17 protein-coding genes and 1 CRISPR repeat array are annotated in these 21,593 nt (G+C 62.1%); of the genes, 12 read left to right on the plus strand and 5 right to left on the minus strand.

All coding sequences use genetic code 11. From position 1 onward, the window contains the following. The 10 genes from cas5e (at position 1) to QB905_RS10590 (ending at position 12,464) form a co-directional block, all read left to right on the plus strand. A complete protein-coding gene (gene cas5e, locus QB905_RS10545; RefSeq protein WP_282974986.1) occupies positions 1–822 on the plus strand; it encodes a type I-E CRISPR-associated protein Cas5/CasD in 822 nt (273 codons plus the stop codon). Next, positions 819–1,490 carry a type I-E CRISPR-associated protein Cas6/Cse3/CasE gene (gene cas6e, locus QB905_RS10550; protein ID WP_282974987.1) on the plus strand — a complete coding sequence of 224 codons (672 nt, stop codon included), beginning with the start codon at positions 819–821 and terminating at the stop codon, positions 1,488–1,490. The genes cas5e and cas6e overlap by 4 nt, the downstream gene beginning before the upstream one ends. Positions 1,491–1,492: 2 nt before the next feature. Continuing rightward, on the plus strand, positions 1,493–2,350 hold the full coding sequence (gene cas1e / locus QB905_RS10555) for a type I-E CRISPR-associated endonuclease Cas1e (protein ID WP_282974988.1): 858 nt from the start codon (positions 1,493–1,495) through the stop codon (positions 2,348–2,350). 72 nt (positions 2,351–2,422) lie between these two features. Further along, a complete protein-coding gene (gene cas2e / locus QB905_RS10560) occupies positions 2,423–2,710 on the plus strand; it encodes a type I-E CRISPR-associated endoribonuclease Cas2e (protein WP_282974989.1) in 288 nt (95 codons plus the stop codon). Positions 2,711–2,828: 118 nt separating this feature from the next. Further along, positions 2,829–5,230: a CRISPR direct-repeat array (repeat unit 29 nt; unit sequence CTGCTCCCCGCACCCGCGGGGATGAACCG). Positions 5,231–5,289: 59 nt separating this feature from the next. Continuing rightward, positions 5,290–5,469 carry a GTP cyclohydrolase II gene (locus QB905_RS10565; RefSeq protein ID WP_282974990.1) on the plus strand — a complete coding sequence of 60 codons (180 nt, stop codon included), beginning with the start codon at positions 5,290–5,292 and terminating at the stop codon, positions 5,467–5,469. Positions 5,470–5,575: 106 nt separating this feature from the next. Then, a complete protein-coding gene (locus tag QB905_RS10570; protein ID WP_282974991.1) occupies positions 5,576–6,577 on the plus strand; it encodes a YncE family protein in 1,002 nt (333 codons plus the stop codon). A 2-nt stretch (positions 6,578–6,579) separates the two neighbouring features. Next, a complete protein-coding gene (locus QB905_RS10575) occupies positions 6,580–7,932 on the plus strand; it encodes a TolC family protein (RefSeq protein ID WP_282974992.1) in 1,353 nt (450 codons plus the stop codon). Continuing rightward, positions 7,929–8,966 carry an efflux RND transporter periplasmic adaptor subunit gene (locus QB905_RS10580; protein WP_282974993.1) on the plus strand — a complete coding sequence of 346 codons (1,038 nt, stop codon included), beginning with the start codon at positions 7,929–7,931 and terminating at the stop codon, positions 8,964–8,966. The genes QB905_RS10575 and QB905_RS10580 overlap by 4 nt, the downstream gene beginning before the upstream one ends. Beyond that, the gene (locus QB905_RS10585) at positions 8,966–12,055 is read left to right on the plus strand and encodes an efflux RND transporter permease subunit (RefSeq protein WP_282974994.1); all 3,090 of its coding nucleotides are present in this window, start codon (positions 8,966–8,968) and stop codon (positions 12,053–12,055) included. Before QB905_RS10580 ends, QB905_RS10585 begins: the two co-directional genes overlap by 1 nt. 91 nt (positions 12,056–12,146) lie before the next feature. Further along, the gene (locus tag QB905_RS10590) at positions 12,147–12,464 is read left to right on the plus strand and encodes a PepSY domain-containing protein (protein WP_282974995.1); all 318 of its coding nucleotides are present in this window, start codon (positions 12,147–12,149) and stop codon (positions 12,462–12,464) included. Between the two features lie 61 nt (positions 12,465–12,525). Here QB905_RS10590 and QB905_RS10595 read toward each other — a convergent pair whose 3' ends face one another. Continuing rightward, positions 12,526–13,875: an ATP-binding protein gene (locus QB905_RS10595; RefSeq protein ID WP_282974996.1), complete on the minus strand. Its 1,350-nt coding sequence runs from the start codon at positions 13,873–13,875 to the stop codon at positions 12,526–12,528. A gap of 7 nt (positions 13,876–13,882) precedes the next feature. Then, positions 13,883–14,536 carry a response regulator transcription factor gene (locus QB905_RS10600; protein WP_282974997.1) on the minus strand — a complete coding sequence of 218 codons (654 nt, stop codon included), beginning with the start codon at positions 14,534–14,536 and terminating at the stop codon, positions 13,883–13,885. A gap of 231 nt (positions 14,537–14,767) precedes the next feature. On the opposite strand from QB905_RS10600, the gene QB905_RS10605 reads away from it, so the two are divergent. Together QB905_RS10605 and QB905_RS10610 are read left to right on the plus strand one after the other, a co-directional pair. Beyond that, on the plus strand, positions 14,768–17,059 hold the full coding sequence (locus tag QB905_RS10605) for a TonB-dependent receptor (RefSeq protein ID WP_282974998.1): 2,292 nt from the start codon (positions 14,768–14,770) through the stop codon (positions 17,057–17,059). Between the two features lie 69 nt (positions 17,060–17,128). Continuing rightward, positions 17,129–18,520 (plus strand): metallophosphoesterase family protein, encoded by a 1,392-nt coding sequence (locus QB905_RS10610; RefSeq protein WP_282974999.1) that lies wholly within the window; start codon positions 17,129–17,131, stop codon positions 18,518–18,520. A gap of 334 nt (positions 18,521–18,854) precedes the next feature. Here the strand turns inward: QB905_RS10610 and QB905_RS10615 are convergent, their stop codons facing one another. From QB905_RS10615 to QB905_RS10625, 3 genes are all read right to left on the minus strand, one after another. Further along, positions 18,855–19,148, minus strand: coding sequence for an ATP synthase F1 subunit epsilon (locus tag QB905_RS10615; protein WP_282975000.1), 294 nt, complete (start codon positions 19,146–19,148; stop codon positions 18,855–18,857). A 1-nt stretch (position 19,149) separates the two neighbouring features. Continuing rightward, complete coding sequence (gene atpD / locus QB905_RS10620) at positions 19,150–20,598, minus strand: F0F1 ATP synthase subunit beta (RefSeq protein WP_282975001.1); 1,449 nt, start codon at positions 20,596–20,598, stop codon at positions 19,150–19,152. A 69-nt stretch (positions 20,599–20,667) separates the two neighbouring features. Beyond that, positions 20,668–21,543: a F0F1 ATP synthase subunit gamma gene (locus tag QB905_RS10625; protein WP_282975002.1), complete on the minus strand. Its 876-nt coding sequence runs from the start codon at positions 21,541–21,543 to the stop codon at positions 20,668–20,670. Positions 21,544–21,593 lie beyond the last annotated feature (50 nt).

Genomic DNA, 21,593 nt, shown 5'->3' on the forward strand with positions numbered 1-21,593 from the left:
ATGAGCGAACGCGACTTCCTCATTTTCCGCCTGCGCGGCCCGATGTCGGCCTTTGGCGAGATTGCTGTCGGCGAACGGCGCAGCCTGTGGGATGCGCCGTCTAAATCCGGCGTCTTAGGTCTGCTGGCCGCCAGCCTTGGCATCGTCCGCGAAGACCAGACAGCCCTTGCCCGCCTCGATACAGAGCTTGGCTTTGCCGTCCGCATTGATCAGGCGGGCCAGCCTCTGCGTGATTACCATACGGCTCAGGCGCCCACAGAAGCCAACCGCACACGCCGCCGCAAACAAGGCCATGATCTCTCCACGCGCAAAGGCGATCTGGATACCGACAAGGACGATCTCAACACCGTGTTGTCCGAACGCTTTTATCGTCTCGAAGCCGCTTTTACGGTAGCCTTGTGGGCAAGGCCGGACAGCACGCCTGATCTTGCCGCCCTTGGCGAGGCATTGAAACGTCCGGTCTTCACCCCCTATCTGGGTCGCAAGGCGTGTCCGTTGAGCAGCCCTCCCCTGCCTCATATTGCGCGCACAGACGGGCTTTTAGCGGCTTTGTCGGCCTATGATGCCCATTGGCTGACCCGCGACCAAGCCCTTAGCAAACCCTTTGCCTTTCGCGGCCTGAGTCTGAACGCCGATTCCCGGCCCGTCTGGTTTGAGATGCAGGCGGGCCTTGATGCGGAAGACGCCGGCGCCCAGCCCGTGCGCTGGCGGCGCGATGCCCTGCGCAATCGTCCCCTGTGGCAATTTGCCGACCGGCAGGAGGGCCGCCTGACCTGGCAACCGCCAGTCATCGGCGCTCCAGATCGGGAAGACGCAGCATGAACTGGTTCACTCACGCCACTTTGCGCCGCGACACCCCTCAGGCACGCGAGCGCCTGAAAGAAAGCTTGCGCCGCCGCCCAGCCTTTGACGCGCATCACAGCCTTGTCTGGCAGATTTTCGACCGCGATCCTGAGGCGCCGCGCGATTTCATCTACCGCGAAATGCGGCCCGACAATTTCCTGATTGTCTCGGCGCGCACACCCGAAGCCGACCCCGAACTCTGGCATCTGCGCAGCAAGCCTTATGCGCCCGTCTTGCCAAAGGACGCCAGGTTCGGCTTTTCGCTTCGCGTCAATCCCACGGTTTCGCAACCGCAACCAGAGGGAAAGCGAGGCGTGCGAAGGGATGTTCTGATGAGTGCCAAACGTGACGCCTCCGCCGCCCTGCGGCCTGAGGAACGCGAAGACATCGCCTTGCACTGGCTACGTACCAAGCTGGAACGTTGCGGGGCCGACCTCGACACAGACCTCAGCCAGTTGCTTGATTACGACCAGTTACGCCTGCGTCGCAAGGGTCAGACGGAGCGCGCCACCCTGTCCTATATTGACGTCGAAGGCGTCCTTTCCGTGCGCGATCCCGATAGCCTGCAAGCCGCCCTCGTCTCAGGCATCGGCCACGGACGCGCCTTCGGCCTTGGCCTGCTTCTGCTCAGGCCCCTCGGAGACTGACCATGGCCAATCCGGATTACATCCCGCTGCGCCCCATTCCCCTGAAAGACCGCTCGGCGATCGTCTTTCTTGAATATGGTCAACTGGATGTTCTGGATGGCGCTTTCGTGCTGGTCGATCAAAACGGTGTGCGCGTGCAGATCCCGGTGGGCGGTCTGGCCTGTCTGATGCTGGAGCCGGGCACGCGCGTCTCCCATGCCGCCGTGGTTTTGTGCGCACAGGTCGGTTGTTTGCTGGTCTGGGTCGGCGAAGGCGGGGTGCGGCTCTATGCTTCGGGCCAGCCGGGCGGCTCAAAGGCCGAAAAGCTGTTGTTCCAGGCACGTAACGCGCTTGACGACAATGCGCGGCTCAATGTGGTGCGCGAAATGTATCGCCGCCGCTTTGACGAAGAACCACCCGCCCGGCGCAGCGTCGATCAGTTGCGCGGCATGGAAGGCGTGCGGGTACGGGAAATCTACAAACGTTTGTCTCAGCGCCACGGCGTAAAATGGAGGGCGCGCAACTATGATCAGGCCGATTGGGATTCCGCCGATATTCCCAATCGCTGCCTGTCTTCGGCCACGGCCTGCCTGTATGGCCTGTGCGAAGCGGCCATTCTGGCGGCGGGTTATGCGCCGGCCATCGGCTTCCTGCATCGCGGTAAACCCCAGAGCTTCGTTTATGACATAGCCGATCTGTACAAGTTTGAAACCGTTGTGCCCATCGCCTTTGCGACCGCCGCCAAGATTGAAAGGGTCCGGGCAGTCAGATGCTGCCTGAACGCCAGGTGCGCATCGCCTGCCGCGATATGTTTCGCAAATTCGGCCTGCTGGAAAAAATTATCCCGGATATCGAGACCATTCTGCTGGCGGGCGGTCTGAAACCTGTTGATGAAGGCGAAGACGCCCCCGAAGCCGCCGAACCGGCCATACCGCGCAAGGAGGCAGGCGGCGATGATGGTCATCGTAACTGAAAACGCGCCGCCGCGGCTGCGGGGGCGGCTGGCACTCTGGCTGGCCGAAATCAGAGCCGGCGTCTATGTCGGCGTCTATTCCAGACGCACCCGCGAACGCATCTGGTCGGAGGTGGAACAGATGATCGGTGATGGCAATGCGGTCATCGCCTGGAGCGCGCCGACCGATTCCGGATTTGCCTTTCAGGCTATCGGCGCCAACCGCCGTAAACCCGCTGATTTCGACGGCCTGACACTGGTGCGTTTCAAACCGGTCGAAACCGGCTGATCAGACCGAATGGAAACGGCATTTGTGTGGTTTAATGTTACCACATTAAACAAACGCAGAACTTCGGTAGTTTTTTGACATTGTAAATCTACATAGAAATCAGTAGGTTTCAGCATGTCTGCTCCCCGCACCCGCGGGGATGAACCGAAATTCCTCTCCGCGTTTTGGGTCTGCGCTCCCTGCTCCCCGCACCCGCGGGGATGAACCGGCGCAGTTGCTGGAGGGTGCGGAGGGCGTTTTCTGCTCCCCGCACCCGCGGGGATGAACCGGCGGGAGAGTGTGGGCTAGCCTATCCGAGGTGCTGCTCCCCGCACCCGCGGGGATGAACCGCCAGGTGGAGCGTCAGAATGGTTCCAGTTTCTCTGCTCCCCGCACCCGCGGGGATGAACCGCTGCGGGCAGGCGGCACGAATGCCACGAGCTGCTGCTCCCCGCACCCGCGGGGATGAACCGTCTTCGAGCCAGTCTTCGATAACGCCCTGCATCTGCTCCCCGCACCCGCGGGGATGAACCGAGGCACGGGTCTGGGATGATAACGATTTTGGCCTGCTCCCCGCACCCGCGGGGATGAACCGATCGCCCAGATGCAGGTGCGACAGGCGCGACACTGCTCCCCGCACCCGCGGGGATGAACCGCTGAGCGTCAATGTCGGGCCGCGTCCAGTTCCCTGCTCCCCGCACCTGCGGGGATGAACCGTGTCGCCTGTGAAATTCCGATAGCGACAGCAACTGCTCCCCGCACCCGCGGGGATGAACCGGCGCTGGGGGTTACCGGCGAATTGGTGCGGCGCTGCTCCCCGCACCCGCGGGGATGAACCGTCTCCCGCCTGCCAGCGACAGCCTTTAGGCGCCTGCTCCCCGCACCCGCGGGGATGAACCGGATTCAGACTTTCCAGACCCGCGACCGCCATGCTGCTCCCCGCACCCGCGGGGATGAACCGATGCTGACCGGAATCACCTTCGCCTAGGCGAACTGCTCCCCGCACCCGCGGGGATGAACCGTTAACAAAACACGGAAAAACGAACATGACTGACTGCTCCCCGCACCCGCGGGGATGAACCGTCTATCTCGAATGGGTACGACCTCACGCTTCTCTGCTCCCCGCACCCGCGGGGATGAACCGCCGCTATTGCCCGCCTGCCGTGCCGCGCCGACCTGCTCCCCGCACCCGCGGGGATGAACCGCCTATCCCTCGCCCATTCGCGGCCCCAATTTGCTGCTCCCCGCACCCGCGGGGATGAACCGTCATTTTTTTGTCTCGGTGGTGGGGGCGTGGCCTGCTCCCCGCACCCGCGGGGATGAACCGGCCGAAACCCAAATCATCTATATCCATGACAACTGCTCCCCGCACCCGCGGGGATGAACCGCAGTCGCTTGCCAATGCAGCATCAACGGATGGCTGCTCCCCGCACCCGCGGGGATGAACCGCGGACATTTAGGCGTCGGGATAATTCAGCACGCTGCTCCCCGCACCCGCGGGGATGAACCGGGCGATAAATATCTCCCTCAATATCGCCAAATCTGCTCCCCGCACCCGCGGGGATGAACCGTCTTGATCGGCTCGACCGTCTGTCTCGTGAATCTGCTCCCCGCACCCGCGGGGATGAACCGACATCGCAACTAACCATAACCAGAACCTGCTCCCCGCACCCGCGGGGATGAACCGAGCTGGTATTCGGTCGCGGCACAGTCTGGCCACTGCTCCCCGCACCCGCGGGGATGAACCGGCCTGCATGTTGATGTCGAAGAACAGGTGCATCTGCTCCCCGCACCCGCGGGGATGAACCGTCCCAGTCTTCCCGACTGCCATCTGACCCGCTCTGCTCCCCGCACCCGCGGGGATGAACCGCTTGCTGGTACGGTTGCCAACTGCCACAAATCCTGCTCCCCGCACCCGCGGGGATGAACCGGCCATCCGGCGAATATCCAAGCATAAAGCCCCCTGCTCCCCGCACCCGCGGGGATGAACCGCCTGCTTATTGATCATTGCTATCATAGCGCTTCTGCTCCCCGCACCCGCGGGGATGAACCGGATGGACAGTTCGGCCCGTTCCTGGACAGTTTCTGCTCCCCGCACCCGCGGGGATGAACCGACCTCCCTTAAATCTTCGCTGACGCCCTTGCGCTGCTCCCCGCACCCGCGGGGATGAACCAGGGGCGGATGGTGCGGGATCGGCGGTGATGGCCTGCTCCCCGCACCCGCGGGGATGAACCGGCGCACAACTCATCTTCGTCATTTGGTAGAGACTGCTCCCCGCACCCGCGGGGATGAACCGGTTATTGAGCCTCGCTCAGACCAGATCAATGCCTGCTCCCCGCACCCGCGGGGATGAACCACAGCCAGCATATCGCGGCGGGGAATAAAGGCCCTGCTCCCCGCACCCGCGGGGATGAACCGATACCCAGCCGCGCCGGTCCATGTGTAAAAACCTGCTCCCCGCACCCGCGGGGATGAACCAGCCGCGATTTGCCATTTTGGGATTCCGTGATTCTGCTCCCCGCACCCGCGGGGATGAACCGATGCGAACCGCCTTCTCAGTCTGGCTGATGACGCCAGAACCTATGACCGCGCCGCCAGATTGCTGCTGGGAGCGCACATTTCGCGTGTACGGCTGATGACCAATAATCCGGCCAATATCGGTGACCTTATCAGCGAAGACATCGAAGTCACGGAGCACCTGCCTCTCACCGTTGCGCCTCCGCCCGACGGCCGCGCCTATTTGTCAGCCAAGCGCGCCCGCATGGGCCATCTTGGCTAAGGCGCGACCGCCCGGTGAAAATATTTTGCGGCGATACGGCAGTTTTCAGTTTCACTTCAGATTGAACGGGTAAAAGCCTTGCATCCTTCACGCGAAAGCCGGATTCATGAAACGCCTGACTGCCGTTGCCTCCGTTCTGGCTCTGCTGTGTGCCTCCTCTGCCCATGCCGGTGACAGCGGCCTGAAGATCGTCGATACCTACAGGATCGGTGGCGCGGGCGGCTGGGACTATGCCAGTTTCGACTTAGGCACCAAACGCCTCTATGTCACCCACGCCACCAGCATCGCCGCCATTGATACAGCGACCGGCACGGTGACGCCCAACCTGGCCGAAGCGGATGGTGCCCATATCGCCCTGCCGCTTGATGGTGGCAAGACCCTGCTGGTCACGCAGGGAAAACTCGACAAGGCCAGTTTTATCGACGCCCTGACCGGTGCCGATCTCGGCGATGTGGCCACCGCCGCCAAACCCGACGGGGCCATTTTCGATCCGGCCACGGGGATGGTGTTCGTGCTCGGCAATGGCGGTGACGAGATTGACGCCATCGATCCGGCCAGCCGCACCCTGACGGGCAGGATACCCCTTGCCGGAGCGCCGGAAAGCGGCGCGGCGGATGGCAAGGGCCTGATCTATACCCATCTCGAAGACAAGGACGCCCTTGTCGTGATCGATAGCAAAACGATGCGGGTCAAGGCCACCTTTCCGCTCGATGACTGCCCTGAGCCTTCCGGTCTGGCGCTAATCAGCGATCAGAACCTGATCCTGTCGGCCTGCAAGAATGGCTTTGCCCGCATCAGCAAGGCCGATACCGGCACTGAAGTGGCGCGCCTGCCGATTGGCCTGCACGCCGACGGGGCGCTTTATGACGCCAGAACCCAACTCGGCTATGTGCCTTCCGGCGCGGGCACCCTGACCGTGATCAGCTTCAAAAGCGCGCCGAAGGTGCTGGATGTGATCACCACCAAACCCGGCGCGCGCACCGCCGCCCTCGATCCCGATACGGGCCGCCTCTACCTGCCCTATGCCGACTATGGCCCGCCGGAAGCGCCGGGTAAAAAACCGGGCATCGTGCCGGGTACATTCGCCGTTCTCGTAGTGGGGCCCTGACTTTGTCGGCTCGCTGGTTACATTATTCCTGCGTACGGCCCCTGCTGTTTTCGGCGCTGGCCGTGACCTTAAGCGCCTGCGCCACCTATGCGCCCGATCCGCTTGGCACAAAGCCGCCCGACACCACAGCGGCGGAACTGACCGCCGGGGCCAGCCGCCCCTATCTGACGCCGGTCACTATCGACCTGTCGCAACCGCTCGACGGCAATGCCATCGCCACAGTGGCCGTGATCGCCAATCCCGATCTGAAAGCCTTGCGCGCCCGCGCCGATGTGGCCGATGCGCAAGCCTTCAATGCCGGTCTGCTGCCCGATCCCAGCTTCAGCCTCGGTGCGGACAGCGTTCTGTCCGGGCCGGACACCAAGACCAATCTGACGGCGGCGCTCGGCCTTGATCTCAATGCCCTGCGCACACGCGGCGTCGTCAGGGCGCAGGCCGAAGCCGCCCGCCATCAGGTGCATCTCGATCTGGCCTGGGCGGAATGGCAAACCTCCGGTCAGGCGCGTTTGCAGGCCGTGCGTATCGAGATGCTGGAGCGGCAACTGGCGCTCAATACCGCCAGCCGAGAGGCGCAGGACAGCCTGTTACAACGCACGCTCAAGGCCGCCGGGCGCGGTGATGTGGCCGCTGCTCAGCTCCAGACGGCGCAAACCGCCGATGCGGCGGCGCGTCAGGCCGCCACGGCCACCGAACGCAGCCTGGACGCCGCGCGCTTTGAGCTGACGCGCCTGATGGGCCTGCCGCCCGAAACACCCCTGCAACTGGCGCCCGTCACCCTGCCTGCCGCCCCGCCGCCAGCCGAGGCGCTGGTCAGCCTCGCCATTGATAACCGCAGCGATCTGGCCGCCTTGCGCGCAGCTTACAGCGCGCAGGAAAATGCGCTGCACAAGGCGGTGCTCGATCAGTTTCCGGCCCTCAACCTGACCCTCAATGCCAATCGCGATTCCGCCAATAATATGCTGGTTGGGCCAGCGGTAGATTTCACCCTGCCGCTGTGGAACCGCAATCAGGGCGGCATCGCGGTCGAGCGCACGACGCGCGCTGCGCTTAAGGCCGAATATGAGGCCCGCCTGTTCCAGACGCGCGCTGAAATCACCGCCGCGGTGGCCGATATTACGCGCCTGCGTGCGCTGCATGACCGCCTGAACGCCGAACTTCCCGCTGTTCAAACCTTCGCGGCTGTCACCCAAAAAGCCGCCAGCCGAGGTGATCTGTCACCCGCCACCGCCGAGGCGGCGGCGCAAACCCTGCGCGACCGGCAGGGCGAGATAGATCAGACCGAACAGAACATAGCCGAACTGACCATCAGCCTCGAACTGCTGACCGGACTGCCACAAGGACGCTGGCCGATATGAGATTTTTCCCCCGCACAACAACCGCCTGTCTGACTCTGGCCACCCTGATGATGCTGGGCGGCTGTTCGGACAAGGCCGCCGATGATGCGGCTGCCAATCCCGTGGCGCTGGTCACGCTCGGTCAGGCCGAAACCGGCCGTATCGACCAGACCGTGCCGGTGTACGGCGTCATCGATAGTGGTGCCGACGGCACCTCTGTCCTCGTCGCGCCCAGCGAGGCCATTGTGGCCTCGGTCGATGCACCGGTCGGCAGCGCGGTCACGGCGGGCCAGGCGGTCATTCATCTGGTGCCGAGCCCCGCCACGCGGCAGGACACGGTCAGGATCATGGCCGACGCCACCTCCGCCGATGCCGCCTATGCCCGCGCCAAACGGCTGCGCGCCGACAATCTGGTCAGTGACGCCGATGTCGAAAGCGCCGCCGCCACCGCCCGTGCCGCCGATGCGGCCCTAAGCGCCGCACAGACGCGCAATGCCGGCCTGATCCTGAAAAGCCCGAAGGACGGCTATGTCGTGGCCGTGACGCAAAACCCCGGCGACATGGTGGCGGCGGGCACCAGCCTGGCCACCATTTCCTCGACCGGCCATCTGCGCGCGCTTTTCGGCGTCGATCCGGCTCTGGCGCAAAAGGTGCGTATCGGCGCACAAATCCACATCACGCCCGAAAGCGGCCCGGCCTTCGAGGCCTCTGTCGTTTCGGTCAGTCCGGTGGTCGATCCGGCCACCCATCTCGCCCCGGTCGTGGCGTCCATCCCCGCCGATACCGGCCTTGGCAGCGGTCAGGCCTTGAGCGGCGAACTGCCGGTCAGCACCACATCGGAGGCCCTGACCATCCCTTACTCGGCCCTGCTCGATGATGGCGGCCAGCCCTATGTGTTTGTCGTTAAGGACGGGGTGGCCCATCGCGCCGATGTGACGACCGGCGCGCAAAGCGGCCAGCGCATCGCCATCCTCAAGGGCCTGCACAGCGGCGATCAGGTCGTCACGGCGGGCGGCACGGCGCTGGAGGACGGCATGAAGGTGCGGTTGAAATAATGACGCAGGATTCAAAAACACGCCTGCAAAAACTGGCTCCGGCCATCTGGCTGGCCGTCCTCCTGCTCACCCTGGGCGGGGTGATCGGCGCCCTTAATATGCCCGTCAGCCTGTTTCCGCATATCGATTACCCCCGCGTCGTCGTGGCCATCGATGCCGGTGACCGCGATGCCGACCAGATGGCGGCGGAAATCACCCGTCCGGTCGAAATCGCCCTGCGCGCCGTGCCCAATGTCACCCGCATCCGCTCCACCACCAGCCGCGGTTCCGCCGAAGTGGCCTTAAGCTTCGGCTGGGGCGACGACATGGTGGCGGCCAAGCTGGCCACCGAAGGCGCACTGGCCACGCTGATGACCGACCTGCCGCCCGGCACACGTTTTACCGTCACGCGCTCCGATCCGACCGTCTTCCCGGTGCTGGGTCTGGCCCTGACTTCGAAAACCCTCGACCAGACCGCCTTGCGCCAACTGGCCGAACTGAAGGTGCGACCGGCCCTGACCGGTGTGCCGCAGGTGGCGGGGGTGGAAATCCTCGGCGGTGCGCCGCGCGAAATCGCCGTCGATATCGATCCGGCGAAATTGCAGGCGCTCGGCATCAGCATCACCGATGTCAGCGCAGCGCTTGGCAAGGCCAATCAGGTGACGGGCTTAGGCCGTATCGAAGACCGCCACCGGCTCTATCTGGTGCTGGCCGAAAACCGTCTGGCCAGCCTCAAGGATCTGGCCGCCACACCGATTAAGATGGCAGCGGGCAAGATGGCAGCGGGATCGGCGGGCGTGGTGACTCTGGGTCAGGTGGCCCGTATTCACCCTTCCACCGAACCCAGCTATACGCGCGTCACCTCCAATGGCACCGATGCCGTGCTCGTTAATATCCATCAATCGCCGACTGGCGACACGGTCAAGATCGTCAAGGCCGTCACGGCGCGCCTGAAGTCTGCGGGCCTGCCACCCAGCGTTACGGTCACGCCCTTTTATGACCAGTCCGAACTGGTGACAGGCGCAGCCAATTCGGTGCGTGACGCCATCCTTCTGGGGGCGCTGCTGGCCGGGATCGTGCTGTTCTTCTTCCTGCGCTCAGTACGGCTGATGCTGATCACCGGCCTGATGCTACCCGCCGTTCTGGCCGCCACCTGCCTTCTGCTGTTTGCGCTCGGCATGAGCTTCAACATGATGACTCTGGGCGGCATGGCCGCCGCTGTCGGCCTGGTGGTCGATGACGCCGTCGTCATGCTCGAACACATGATGCGGCGAATGCAGGAAGGAAGAGGAAAAGATCGCAAGGGTCTTCTTCTGGCCGCTTCTGAGATGGGCCTGCCGCTGCTTGGCTCGACCGGCGCCACCATCATCGTCTTCCTGCCGCTCGCCTTCATCAGCGGTGTGACCGGTGGCTTCTTCAAGGCGCTGGCCATCACTATGGTGGCCGCCCTTGTGGTGTCCCTGCTCTATGCCCGCTTCGTCATCCCGCTGCTGGCGGCCAACTGGCTGCGCGAAAAGGACGCCGCCGCCGCCGAACGCGCCAATGGCGTGATGGGCCGTCTGATCGGCCTTTATCACAAGGCCAGCGCGCCTTTGTTTGGCAGGCCCGGCCTGTTTGCCGCTGTCACCGCGCTCGTTTTTATCGTGGCCGGAGGACTGGCCTGGACGCATGTGCCGTCCGGCTTCATGCCGAAAATGGATGAGGGCGGCTTCATCCTCGACTACAAGGCGCAATCCGGTGCGGCCTTAAGCGACACCGACCGGCTGCTGCGTCAGGTCGAAACCATCATCACCCACACGCCCGAAGTGGCCAGCTATTCGCGCCGCACCGGTGCCCAGCTTGGCGGCGGCCTGACCGAGGCTGACGAGGGCGATTATTTCATCCGGCTCAAATCCGGCCACAGGCGCAATATCGAGGCCGTCATGGCCGATATTCGCCAGCAGGTCGCCGCCAAGGTGCCGGGACTCGAGATCGAAACCGCTCAGTTGATGGAAGACCTGATCGGTGACCTGACCGCCGTGCCGCAACCGATTGAGGTCAAGCTGTTCGGCGATGATCCCGCCGAATTGAGTGACGCGGCCAAAAAGGTTGGCGAATCGATTAGCAAAATACCGGGCGTGGTCGAGGTAGTTGATGGCCAGCGCGTGGCGGGCGATTCGATCCGCATCCAGGTCGATCCCGGTCTGGCCGCCCAGCAGGGCCTCGATGCCGAGGCGGTGTCCTCGCAATTGCAAAGCCTGATCGGCGGCACGCCCGCCACCCAGATGCGCCTCGGCGAACAACTGATTACCGTGCGCGTGCGCGGCCCGCAGGATCTGCGCCAGCGCGCCGATATGCTGGCCAATCTGCCGCTGACCGCCCCTGATGGCCATGCTCTGTGCGTCAGCCAGATCGCCACCGTCTCCGTTGTCGCCGGTCAGAAGCAACTGACCCGCGAAGACCTGGCACCCTTCGTGGCGGTCACGGCCCGTCTCGAAGGCCGCGATCTCGGCTCCGCCATGAAGGCCGTGCGCGCCTCTGTGGCGGCCCTGCACCTGCCCGCTTCGGTGCGCGTCGATTATGGCGGCCTCTATGCCCAACAGCAAAAGAGCTTTTCCGATCTGGCTATGGTGTTCAGCGCCGCCCTGCTGCTGGCCGCCCTGCTGCTGACCGTGCTGTTCCAGCGCGTGAGCTGGACCATCGCCACACTCGGCACAGTCCTGTTGTCCGTGGCCGCCGTCCTGTGCGGCCTGTGGATCACCGGCATCGAACTCGATATTTCGGCCTTGATGGGCCTGACGATGGTGGTCGGCATGGTCACCGAACTGGCCATCTTTTATCTGGCCGAAATCGACACGGGCGGTGAGATCACCATCCAGAGCTTACGCGACGCCGGAGAAAAGCGCCTGCGCCCGATCCTGATGTCGGCCCTGATCGCCATCCTGACCCTGTCGCCGCTGGCGCTGGGCTTAAGCCGGGGCGCGGGCCTGCAACAACCACTGGCCACGGCGATCATTTTCGGCCTGATCGCCGCCGTGCCGCTTTTGCTTCTGTTCCTGCCCGCCATGATACTGGTCTTGTCGCGCGAGGCACCCCAAGCAGCGGATCACGCCGCAATTGACCCGAAATGACCCTGCTTTCGCCTGTTTTGCTTCAGCGTAGCTTCAGTCTGCGGGTGCAGTTTGTTTATGGCAGGGCCCTTCCTGCGATAAGGAGATGAAGATGAAAACCGCAATTATTATTGCTCTTGCGGCAACCGCACTGTTTGGCACTCAGGCGATAGCGGCAAATAGTCCTGCCCATTATGATGGCGAAAAGCTCGCCAAACATGCCAGGATAACGGTCGACCAGGCCAGACAAATTGCGCTCAAGGCGCGGCCCGGTACGGTTACCGATCAGGAACTGGAAAAAGAAAATGGCGGCAGCGGTCTGCGCTATTCCTTTGACATCAAGGTCGATGCCAAGACCTATGAGGTCGGCGTAGATGCGAAAACCGGCAAGGTGCTGGAAAACGCAACCGAGGGTGCGAACCCGGATTAGAGCGGTCTGCATTCTGATTGAATCGGTCAAAGGAATGCAAACCGCTCTAAGTGCTTGACCCTCAAATAGAAAAGTTGAGGCGCACGCCCAGCCCCACACCATCGTCAGGCGTGAAAAACCTGACCTCAGCGCCGGTCTGGGCGGCAGCGATACGCACGATCGCCAAACCCAGACCGCTACCCTGAGCGCGCGAGCCCTTGATGCGGTAAAAGCGGGCGAACACTTTTTCGCGTTCGTCTTCGGCGATGCCCGGCCCGCGGTCACGCAGGCAGATCGCGCCTTGCGACATCGCAATATCGATGTCGCTGCCTTCGGGGGCATATTTGATGGCATTGTCGATCAGATTGCGCAGGATAATACCGACGAGGCCCAGATTAGCGGTGGCTTGCGCCTCGCCGCTGATATGAAAACCAATCCGGCGGGCATGGGCTTCGGGATAGAGATCCCTGACCGCATCAGACACGCATTGCGAGAGACTAAGCCACATCACCGGCGGGGCGTTCTGGCGCAGCCGCGCCATCGTCAGGAGCTGATCCATCAGACGCGCGGCGCGGTCCACGCCCTTGGTCAGTTCAGCCAGCGCTGCCTTGCGTTCCTGAGCATTGCGCGCACCCGTCACCACCTCGGTCTGGGTCTTGACGACCGCCAGAGGCGTACGCAGCTCATGGGCGGCATTGTCGGTGAACAGACGCTCCTGCTCCAGCGAAGCGGCGATGGTGGTGAGCAGGCCGTTGATCGAAGCCGCCAGGGTCTGCAATTCCGCAGGCGCGCTTTGCGTGTCGATTGGCGTCAGATGATCGGCCGAACGTTCGCGCACCGAGGCGGCGAAGCTGCGCAAATCCTTCAGGCCCCACACGATGCCGAGCCACACGGCCAGACCCAGCAGCGGCAGGGCCAGGCTGAGCGGCAGGACCAGGCCCCAGAAGACGCGCGCGATGAGTTCGCCGCGCGCCTTGATATTTTCACCCACCGCGATGACTTCATGGCTTTCAGGCAGATAGAGGGTGAAATAGCGCCATTGGCCATCAGCATCCGTCAGATCGCTGTAACCCGGCGGCAGGGGCGCGCCAACAGGACGGGCATTGCCTGCCATCAGCACCAGCCTGCCGTCGCGCCAGACGCGAAAGCGCCGCCAGCGTGAATATTCGGCCAGACCGTGGCGCGCCACCGGGCTGAGATCGCTGCTGAGCGTGCCGATGGCGGCGTTTCCGCCATTATCAATGTCGCCATTATAATAGCGCAGGAAATTGGCCGCAGTGGCCAGTTGCGCGTCATAAACCTCGTTGATTTCGGAATGGGCGCTGATATTGGCCACCACGCCGATCAGAACCACGATGGCGATGATGGGCAGAACCACCCCGGCCAGCAGACGGGCCGTCAGGGAACGATGTTTCGGGCGCGAGGCGGGCATGCAGGCGTCAATCCGAAATGACGTAGCCGACGCCACGCACATTGCTGATCAGATCCTTACCGAGCTTTTTGCGGATCGTATAGACCGCTGCCTCTATGGTGTTGCTCTCGACCTCGCCCTCCCAGCTATAGACCTGCTCCTCGATCTCGCTCTTGCTCATGATACGACCGATGCGCGTCATCAGCAGAGCCAGTATCTTATATTCGCGCGCCGTCAGTTTCACCCATTTGCCGGCGCGCCGCACGGTATGGGCGGTCATGTCCAGCTCGATGTCGCGGTGCACAATGACGGATTGCGCCAGACCCTGAGCGCGGCGTACCACGGCGCGAATCCGCGCCAGCAGCTCGATCAGCTTGAACGGCTTGACCAGATAATCGTCAGCGCCAAGATCAAGCCCTTCGATGCGCTGCTCCAGTGCGTCACGCGCGGTCATGATGACAATCGGCATGGCCGAGGTCTGGCGCACCTTTTTCAGCACATCAATCCCCGACATGCCCGGCAGATTGAGATCGAGCGCCATGACAGCGAACGGACTGGTGCGCAGGGCTTCGAGCGCGGTTTCGCCATCGGTCACCCATTCGGGATTATAGTCCGCCTGTTCGAGACCGGTTTTCAGCGCCCGCCCCAGCAGCTCATCATCTTCAACCAGCAAAACGCGCATTGTCCGTCAGCACCTTTTTCCTGTTTGACGCATAGCACGCAAAACTGAAGCGAAACTGAAGGATATGCTGGCTGAAATGCCACAGATCGCCCGTGCGCGCTTTGCGGCGCATAATGTCGCCAAAGCGTCACCAAACCTCAGTCTCATTGTCATACTGCGGTGACATCAGCCCCTGCACGCCGGATGACCATACCCGGCGGCACGCATTTTCATACCAAGGGGCTGTAACCTATGTCATCCACTTTCCGCCGCGCGGGCCGTCTGGGCTTGCTCGCTTCCTCCGCCATCACGTTATCACTGATCGCCGGTGTGGCCTTTGCGCAAGATTCCGCCAGCCAACCCGACCAGCCCGACGTTTCGGACAGCGCCATCAAGACCATTATCGTCAAGACCGAGCGCTCGAAAGCCGCCGCCACCGCGCCCACGAAAGCCTCGGTGGACGCCACCCAGCCGCAATCGATCATTTCGCGCCCCTATATCGACCTCGTCGTGCCGGAAACCGGCGACTTCACCAGCGTGGCCCAGATCGCGCCGAGCGTGTCGGGCACCCAGGGCAATGGCGCCGGTTATGGCGACGCCAAGCTGGTCTTACGCGGCTTCCAGGACGGCGAATATAATATCACCTATGACGGCATCGCCTATGGCGACACCAATGATCCGTCGCACCACTCCAACACCTTCTTCCCGGCCTCGACCATCGGCGCGCTCGTCGTTGATCGCGGCCCCGGCATGGCGGGCGATCTCGGTCAGGCCAATTTCGGCGGCGCGATCCACATGTATTCCAACAAGGTGACCGACGATACCAGCTTCACGCAGAAGCTGTCCTATGGCTCGTTCAATTCGTATCAGGCCGTGTCGATCATCCAGACCGGCATCATCCCCGATACGGGCGGTGCAAAGGCGCTGGTCAATCTGCAAACCCGCAAGACCGACGGCGCGCTCAGCTATTTCGGCCTGAAGAGCGATAACTGGGAATTCAAGATCGAAAAGCCGTTCGGCGACAACTGGAAACTGACGGTTCTGGCCACGCATAACCAGAATTTCAGCTATCAGCCCGATAATGACGGCGCCACCCTGGCTCAGGTGGCGAAGTACGGCAAAGACTTCTACATGACCAATGATCCGTCGAGCCCGACCTATTACAAATATAACCGCATCCTGAAGAACACGGCCTTTGCCTATGCCAAGCTGGAAGGCGATCTCGGCCACGGCTGGTCACTCGACGATACGGTCTATACCTACTACTATTCCAACAAAACCCTGTCGGCGCTCGATGTCACCGGCCAGACGCCGCTTGGCACCTATGGCTATGCGGCGGGCGTCGATCCGCTGACCTCGACCGCCAAGCCGACCATTGCCAATGGCGACCCGACCGGCATGAGCGGCTATGACAAGTTCAACTATTACGACGTCAACGGCAACATCCTGCGCGTCAATAAGCAATTCAGCTTCGGCACGCTGAAAATGGGCGGTCTGGCGGAAACTTCGGACACCTTCCGCCACCGTTATGATTATCAGATCAATCCCAATGATCCTTATGACACCAGCATCAAGGATTACCGCGAAAAGAACTGCGTCACGGCCGAAACCATCGGCACCACCAATGTCAAGTGCAACCCGGACGACCGTTCGGTGCAGTATGATGAGCGCTCGTGGTGGACGCAGTATCAGCTCTTCGCTGACTTCATCTGGACGCCGACCGACAATCTGACCATCACGCCAGGCCTGAAGAACATCCAGTTCACGCGCAATCTGGCCGGCAAGATCAAGGCCAAACCGACCCTGTCCTATATTTCGACGCCGGAAGCGGAAACCTTCCGCAAGACCCTGCCCTTCCTGACCGTCAATTACAAGCTGCGCAAGAACTGGTCTGTCTATGGCCAGTACGCCCAGGGCTTCCTGGTGCCGCCGCTGAAGGATCTGTACGTCAACGATGTCAGCCAGAACACGGTCGAACCCGAACAGACCACCAATTACCAGTTCGGCTCGGTCTATAATGGCAGTCATGTTTCGCTCGATGGCGATGTCTATCAGATCGACTTCAAGAACAAGTTCGCCTGCAATAATGTCTATTGCTACAATCAGGGCGCCGTTACCTATAAGGGCATTGAAGGTCAGGCGGCCTATGCCTTCGATTTCGGCCTGACCGTCTTCGCCAACGCTTCGATGAACTCGGCCAAGTCGGACACGAGCCACCTTCAGATCGGTCAGGCACCGAAATCAACGCTCGGCTTTGGCGGCATCTATCACTCAGGCCCGGTCAAGGCGGCCCTGACCTTCAAGCAGGTCGGCGAGCAATGGGCGGATGACGGCGAACCGGCTGATTACAAGATCAAGGCCTATAATAATGTCAACCTGGCCCTGTCCTATGATTTCGGCCAGCGTTACACGGCCAAGATTCAGGTCGATAATCTGCTCGACAGCCGCAACATCACCAAGATCACCATCAATGGCGCGCCTTACGACCAGTATTATTATCAGGCCCCGACCAATGCCATGCTGACCCTGTCGGCCAGGTTCTAAACCTACTTCCCAGACCCCCGGCGGGGCGGCCCCTTGGCTGCTCCGCCCTTTTTCATGTGTGGTGATATGATGAAAACGCTGAAAGTTCTTGCAAGCCTTCTGGCGGTCAGCAGCCTGAGCGGGCTGGCCCCTATGGCCCATGCCGAAGATACGGCTTATGTCGTGCTGGGCGCAGGCCGCACCGCCGAGGCGCGCCTGATCACGCAAAGCGCGCATTGCCCGAACATCACCATTGACGGCCGCAAGCGTCAGATGCAGGCGCGCGCCCTGCCCGCCACCGAAGCGCAGCGCCCCACCCAGTCCAAACCCGAACTGTCCAAACCATCCGCATTTCCTGTGCTGGTTTGCGAAGCCCCCCTGCCCGCCGGTACGCGCACAGCCCTGATCGGTCATCAAACCCTGCCGGTGCGCAAAGCCCGTCTTGACCGCCTCGTCGTCATCGGCGATACCGGCTGCCGCCTCAAGGACGCCGACCACGCCTGGCAGGCCTGCAACGACCCGAAAGCCTATCCGTTCGCCCAGGTGGCGCGCGAAGTCGCCGCCTGGCACCCCGATGCCGTCATCCATGTCGGCGATTATAATTACCGCGAAAACCCCTGCCCCGCTGATCAGAAAGGCTGCACCGGATCACCGTGGGGCTATGGCTGGGATACATGGAACGCCGATTTCTTCGCGCCGGGCGCACCGATGCTGAAGGTCGCGCCACTCATTCTGGCGCGTGGCAATCATGAAAACTGCTCACGCGCCGGCCAGGGCTGGTGGCGTTTCCTCGATCCGCGCCCGCTGGAACGACACCATGACTGCAATAATCCGGCCTATGATGCTGAGGGCGATTACAGCCCGCCCTATGCGGTCGATTTTGGCGGCGGCGCGCAGATTGTGGTGATGGATCTGTCGCACGCTGGTGGCACGGCGATCCCTCAGCATGACCCGCGTTTCGCGCAATATACGGCCACCTATGATCAGGTGGAGGCGATGACGAAACACGCCCGCTTCACCTTCACCGTCGATCACTATCCGTTTCTGGCCGTCGCCGCCGATGAGATCACCCACGCCATCGTGGCGGGCAATGCGGCGCTGGCCTCCACCTTCGGCGCGCGTAATCCCTATATCATGCCAAAGGGCGTCGATGTGCTGCTGTCGGGCCATGTCCATCTGTGGGAACAGGTCAGCTTCGCCAAGCATTTCCCGTCGCAGTTCGTGGCCGGGTTTTCCGGCACGCAGGAAGATATTGTGCCCCTGCCCGCCAAGGTGCCCGCCGGTCTGGAGCCGGTGCCCGGCGCGGTCATCGCCCATTTCAGCTCGTGGATCGACGGTTTCGGCTTTATGACACTGGAACGCACGGGCCCTACAAGCTGGCGCGCCGAAGTGCATGACGGCATGGGCCGCGTCGTCAATACCTGCCAGATCAGGGGCCGCATCTCGACCTGCGTAAAGGCGGTCGTCCAAGAGGCCAGATAGGGCGTGTCCGCGAACCTTCGGCGACATCAATATCAGTGGCGCGGACGATGACGAACAGCATCAGACCGAGAATATCCGTGATAATGTGCCCCCGATACCAACTTGTGCAGACCAGAATCTATTTAGGTGCAAGTTGGTATAAGCCCAGACGCATCGAAATCTGTTCGCAGCTTTACCGCCATGTCAAACGCCTCCCCATCAGAGGGGCGAGTCAGGGTTCGTCAGCTTCCGAAAATCACAAACGAGTCAAAGGTCGCGCACCTCGGTTCCAGCAAGAAAAAAGCCCCTCGGCGGCAACCGAGGGGCTTAATTGATAAGACCTTCTCCCCGTCCTTCAGTGGACGGTTTCGAGATACTCGACCGCGTGTTCGGCCAGAATGGTCATGCCGTCTTCATTGACATCGGCAAAACCGCCCTGCACCTGAAAGACGCGCTTGCTATTGCCATCCAGAATGGTCACCGAGCCTTCGGCCAGTGTGGTCATAAACGGCGCATGGTGGGCCAGCACGCCGAATTCGCCTTCGGAACCGGGCGCGACCACCTGATCGACCTCGCCTGAAAACAGTTCGGCTTCGGGCGTCACCAGCGAGACGTGCAGCTTGCCCGATGTAGAATTTGGGTCAGCCATCTTACTTGCCTTCGCCAGCCAGGCGCTCGGCCTTGGCGATGGCGTCTTCGATGGTGCCGACCATGTAGAAGGCGGCTTCCGGCAGATGGTCGTATTCGCCATCGCACAGACCCTTGAAGCCCTTGATCGTGTCTTCGATCTTCATCAGCACGCCCGGCGTACCGGTGAAGATTTCGGCGACGTGGAAGGGCTGCGACATGAAGCGCTGGATCTTGCGGGCGCGCGCCACCACCAGCTTGTCTTCTTCGGACAGTTCATCCATGCCGAGAATGGCGATGATGTCCTTCAGCGCCTTGTACTGTTGCAGAATCTGCTGGACGCGGGTGGCCGTGTCGTAATGTTCCTGACCGACGACGCGCGGATCGAGGATGCGCGAGGTCGAATCGAGCGGATCAACCGCCGGATAGATGCCCTGTTCGGCAATCGAGCGCGACAGGGTGGTGGTGGCGTCGAGGTGGGCGAACGAGGTGGCGGGCGCCGGGTCGGTCAGGTCGTCGGCGGGCACGTACACGGCCTGAACCGAGGTGATCGAACCCTTGTTGGTCGAGGTGATGCGCTCTTGCAGCTTGCCCATTTCGGTGGCCAAAGTCGGCTGATAGCCCACGGCGGAAGGAATACGACCGAGCAGCGCCGACACTTCCGAACCGGCCTGGGTGAAGCGGAAGATATTATCGACGAAGAACAGAACGTCCTTGCCTTCCTGATCGCGGAAATATTCGGCCTGAGCCAGACCGGTCAGGGCCACGCGCGCGCGCGCGCCGGGAGGCTCGTTCATCTGGCCGTACACCAGCGTACAGCGCGACGTGCCGCCGCCGCCCAGTTCGTTCACCTTCGACTCGATCATTTCATGATAGAGGTCGTTGCCTTCGCGCGTACGCTCACCGACACCGGCGAACACCGAATAGCCGCCGTAAGCCTTGGCGATATTGTTGATCAGTTCCTGAATCGTCACGGTCTTGCCAACGCCCGCGCCGCCGAACAGGCCGATCTTGCCGCCCTTCGAATAGGGGCAGATCAGGTCGATCACCTTGATGCCGGTGACCAGCAGCTCCGCCGAAGTGGCCTGATCGGCGAAGGCCGGGGCATCGGCGTGGATCGGATTGAAGAACGGGGTGTCGATGGGGCCCGCTTCGTCGATCGGCTCGCCGATGACGTTCATGATGCGGCCCAGCGTGGCAGGGCCAACGGGCACGGTGATCGGCGCGCCAAGATCGGTGACCGGCTGGCCGCGCACCAGACCTTCGGAGGCGTCCATAGCGATGGTGCGGACGGTGTTTTCACCGAGGTGCTGGGCCACTTCGAGCACCAGGCGCGTGCCCGTGGCCGTATTGGTGGTTTCCAGCGCATTGAGAATGGCGGGCAGCTTGCCGTCGAACTCGACGTCAACGACAGCGCCGATGATCTGCGAGATCTTGCCGGTGGCGGCTGTGATCTTTTGTTGAGCGGACATGGATTTTATCCTTAAAGCGTTTTCCCAAAAAGCGGCTGCGCCTTTGGGATAAGAAAGAGCGACAGGGACTTACAGGGCTTCCGCGCCGGCGATGATCTCGATCAGTTCGGTCGTGATCTGGGCCTGACGCTTGCGGTTATACTGAAGATTGAGGGCGTTGATCATTTCACCGGCATTGCGCGTGGCATTGTCCATAGCGCTCATCTGAGCGGCATAGAAACCGGCATTGTTTTCGAGCAGGCTGGCCAGAAGCTGCACGCCGAGATTCCGCGGCAGCAGGGTTTCCAGCAGCTCTTCCTCGCTCGGCTCATATTCATAGACCGCGCCGTGAATATCCTCGGCGGCGTTGAGATCAACCTGAGCAGGGATCAGGCGCTTTGAATCCGGCACCTGAGCGATCACCGACTTGAAGTGCGAATAGAAGAGCGTCACCACATCGGCACGGCCTTCTAAGAATTCGCGCGTAATCAGCTCGGCAATCGGCTTGACCACATCCATCGTCAGCACCTTGGTGCCCGACAGATCGAAGCTTTCCAGCATCCGGTCGGCATAGGTGCGCTTCATCTGGTCGCGGCCCTTGCGACCGATGCACAGGATGCGCACGGTCTTGCCTTCGGCGATCTGGGCATTGATGAATTCACGCGCGGCACGCACGATGTTCGAATTGAACCCGCCCGCCAGACCGCGATCCGCCGTGGCCACCACCACGAGCTGGTGGCTTTGCGAACCATTGCCAACCAGCATTTGCGGCGCGGAATCGCCACTGATGCCCTTGGCCAGATTGGCGATCACCGCCGCCATATGCCTGGCGTAGGGACGGGCGTTTTCCGCCGATTCCTGCGCGCGCTTCAGCTTGGCCGCCGCCACCATCTGCATCGCTTTCGTGATCTTCTGCGTGGCTTTCACGCTTCCGATCTGATTGCGCATGTCCTTTAAGCTAGCCATATAATTATCTCACCGCAAAATGCTGACAGGAGCATTTTGCGCTGGCTCCA

The organism is Asticcacaulis sp. EMRT-3 (assembly GCF_030027245.1).
Lineage (GTDB): Bacteria > Pseudomonadota > Alphaproteobacteria > Caulobacterales > Caulobacteraceae > Asticcacaulis.

Excerpts from the sequence above, each read along its gene's own strand:
- cas5e (WP_282974986.1), top strand. The coding sequence starts at position 1 with ATGAGCGAACGCGACTTCCTCATTTTCCGCCTGCGCGGCCCGATGTCG.
- cas6e (WP_282974987.1), top strand. The coding sequence starts at position 819 with ATGAACTGGTTCACTCACGCCACTTTGCGCCGCGACACCCCTCAGGCA.
- cas1e (WP_282974988.1), top strand. The coding sequence starts at position 1,493 with ATGGCCAATCCGGATTACATCCCGCTGCGCCCCATTCCCCTGAAAGAC.
- cas2e (WP_282974989.1), top strand. The coding sequence starts at position 2,423 with ATGATGGTCATCGTAACTGAAAACGCGCCGCCGCGGCTGCGGGGGCGG.
- QB905_RS10570 (WP_282974991.1), top strand. The coding sequence starts at position 5,576 with ATGAAACGCCTGACTGCCGTTGCCTCCGTTCTGGCTCTGCTGTGTGCC.
- QB905_RS10580 (WP_282974993.1), top strand. The coding sequence starts at position 7,929 with ATGAGATTTTTCCCCCGCACAACAACCGCCTGTCTGACTCTGGCCACC.
- QB905_RS10585 (WP_282974994.1), top strand. The coding sequence starts at position 8,966 with ATGACGCAGGATTCAAAAACACGCCTGCAAAAACTGGCTCCGGCCATC.
- QB905_RS10590 (WP_282974995.1), top strand. The coding sequence starts at position 12,147 with ATGAAAACCGCAATTATTATTGCTCTTGCGGCAACCGCACTGTTTGGC.
- QB905_RS10595 (WP_282974996.1), bottom strand. The coding sequence starts at position 13,875 with ATGCCCGCCTCGCGCCCGAAACATCGTTCCCTGACGGCCCGTCTGCTG.
- QB905_RS10600 (WP_282974997.1), bottom strand. The coding sequence starts at position 14,536 with ATGCGCGTTTTGCTGGTTGAAGATGATGAGCTGCTGGGGCGGGCGCTG.
- QB905_RS10605 (WP_282974998.1), top strand. The coding sequence starts at position 14,768 with ATGTCATCCACTTTCCGCCGCGCGGGCCGTCTGGGCTTGCTCGCTTCC.
- QB905_RS10610 (WP_282974999.1), top strand. The coding sequence starts at position 17,129 with ATGAAAACGCTGAAAGTTCTTGCAAGCCTTCTGGCGGTCAGCAGCCTG.
- QB905_RS10615 (WP_282975000.1), bottom strand. The coding sequence starts at position 19,148 with ATGGCTGACCCAAATTCTACATCGGGCAAGCTGCACGTCTCGCTGGTG.
- atpD (WP_282975001.1), bottom strand. The coding sequence starts at position 20,598 with ATGTCCGCTCAACAAAAGATCACAGCCGCCACCGGCAAGATCTCGCAG.
- QB905_RS10625 (WP_282975002.1), bottom strand. The coding sequence starts at position 21,543 with ATGGCTAGCTTAAAGGACATGCGCAATCAGATCGGAAGCGTGAAAGCC.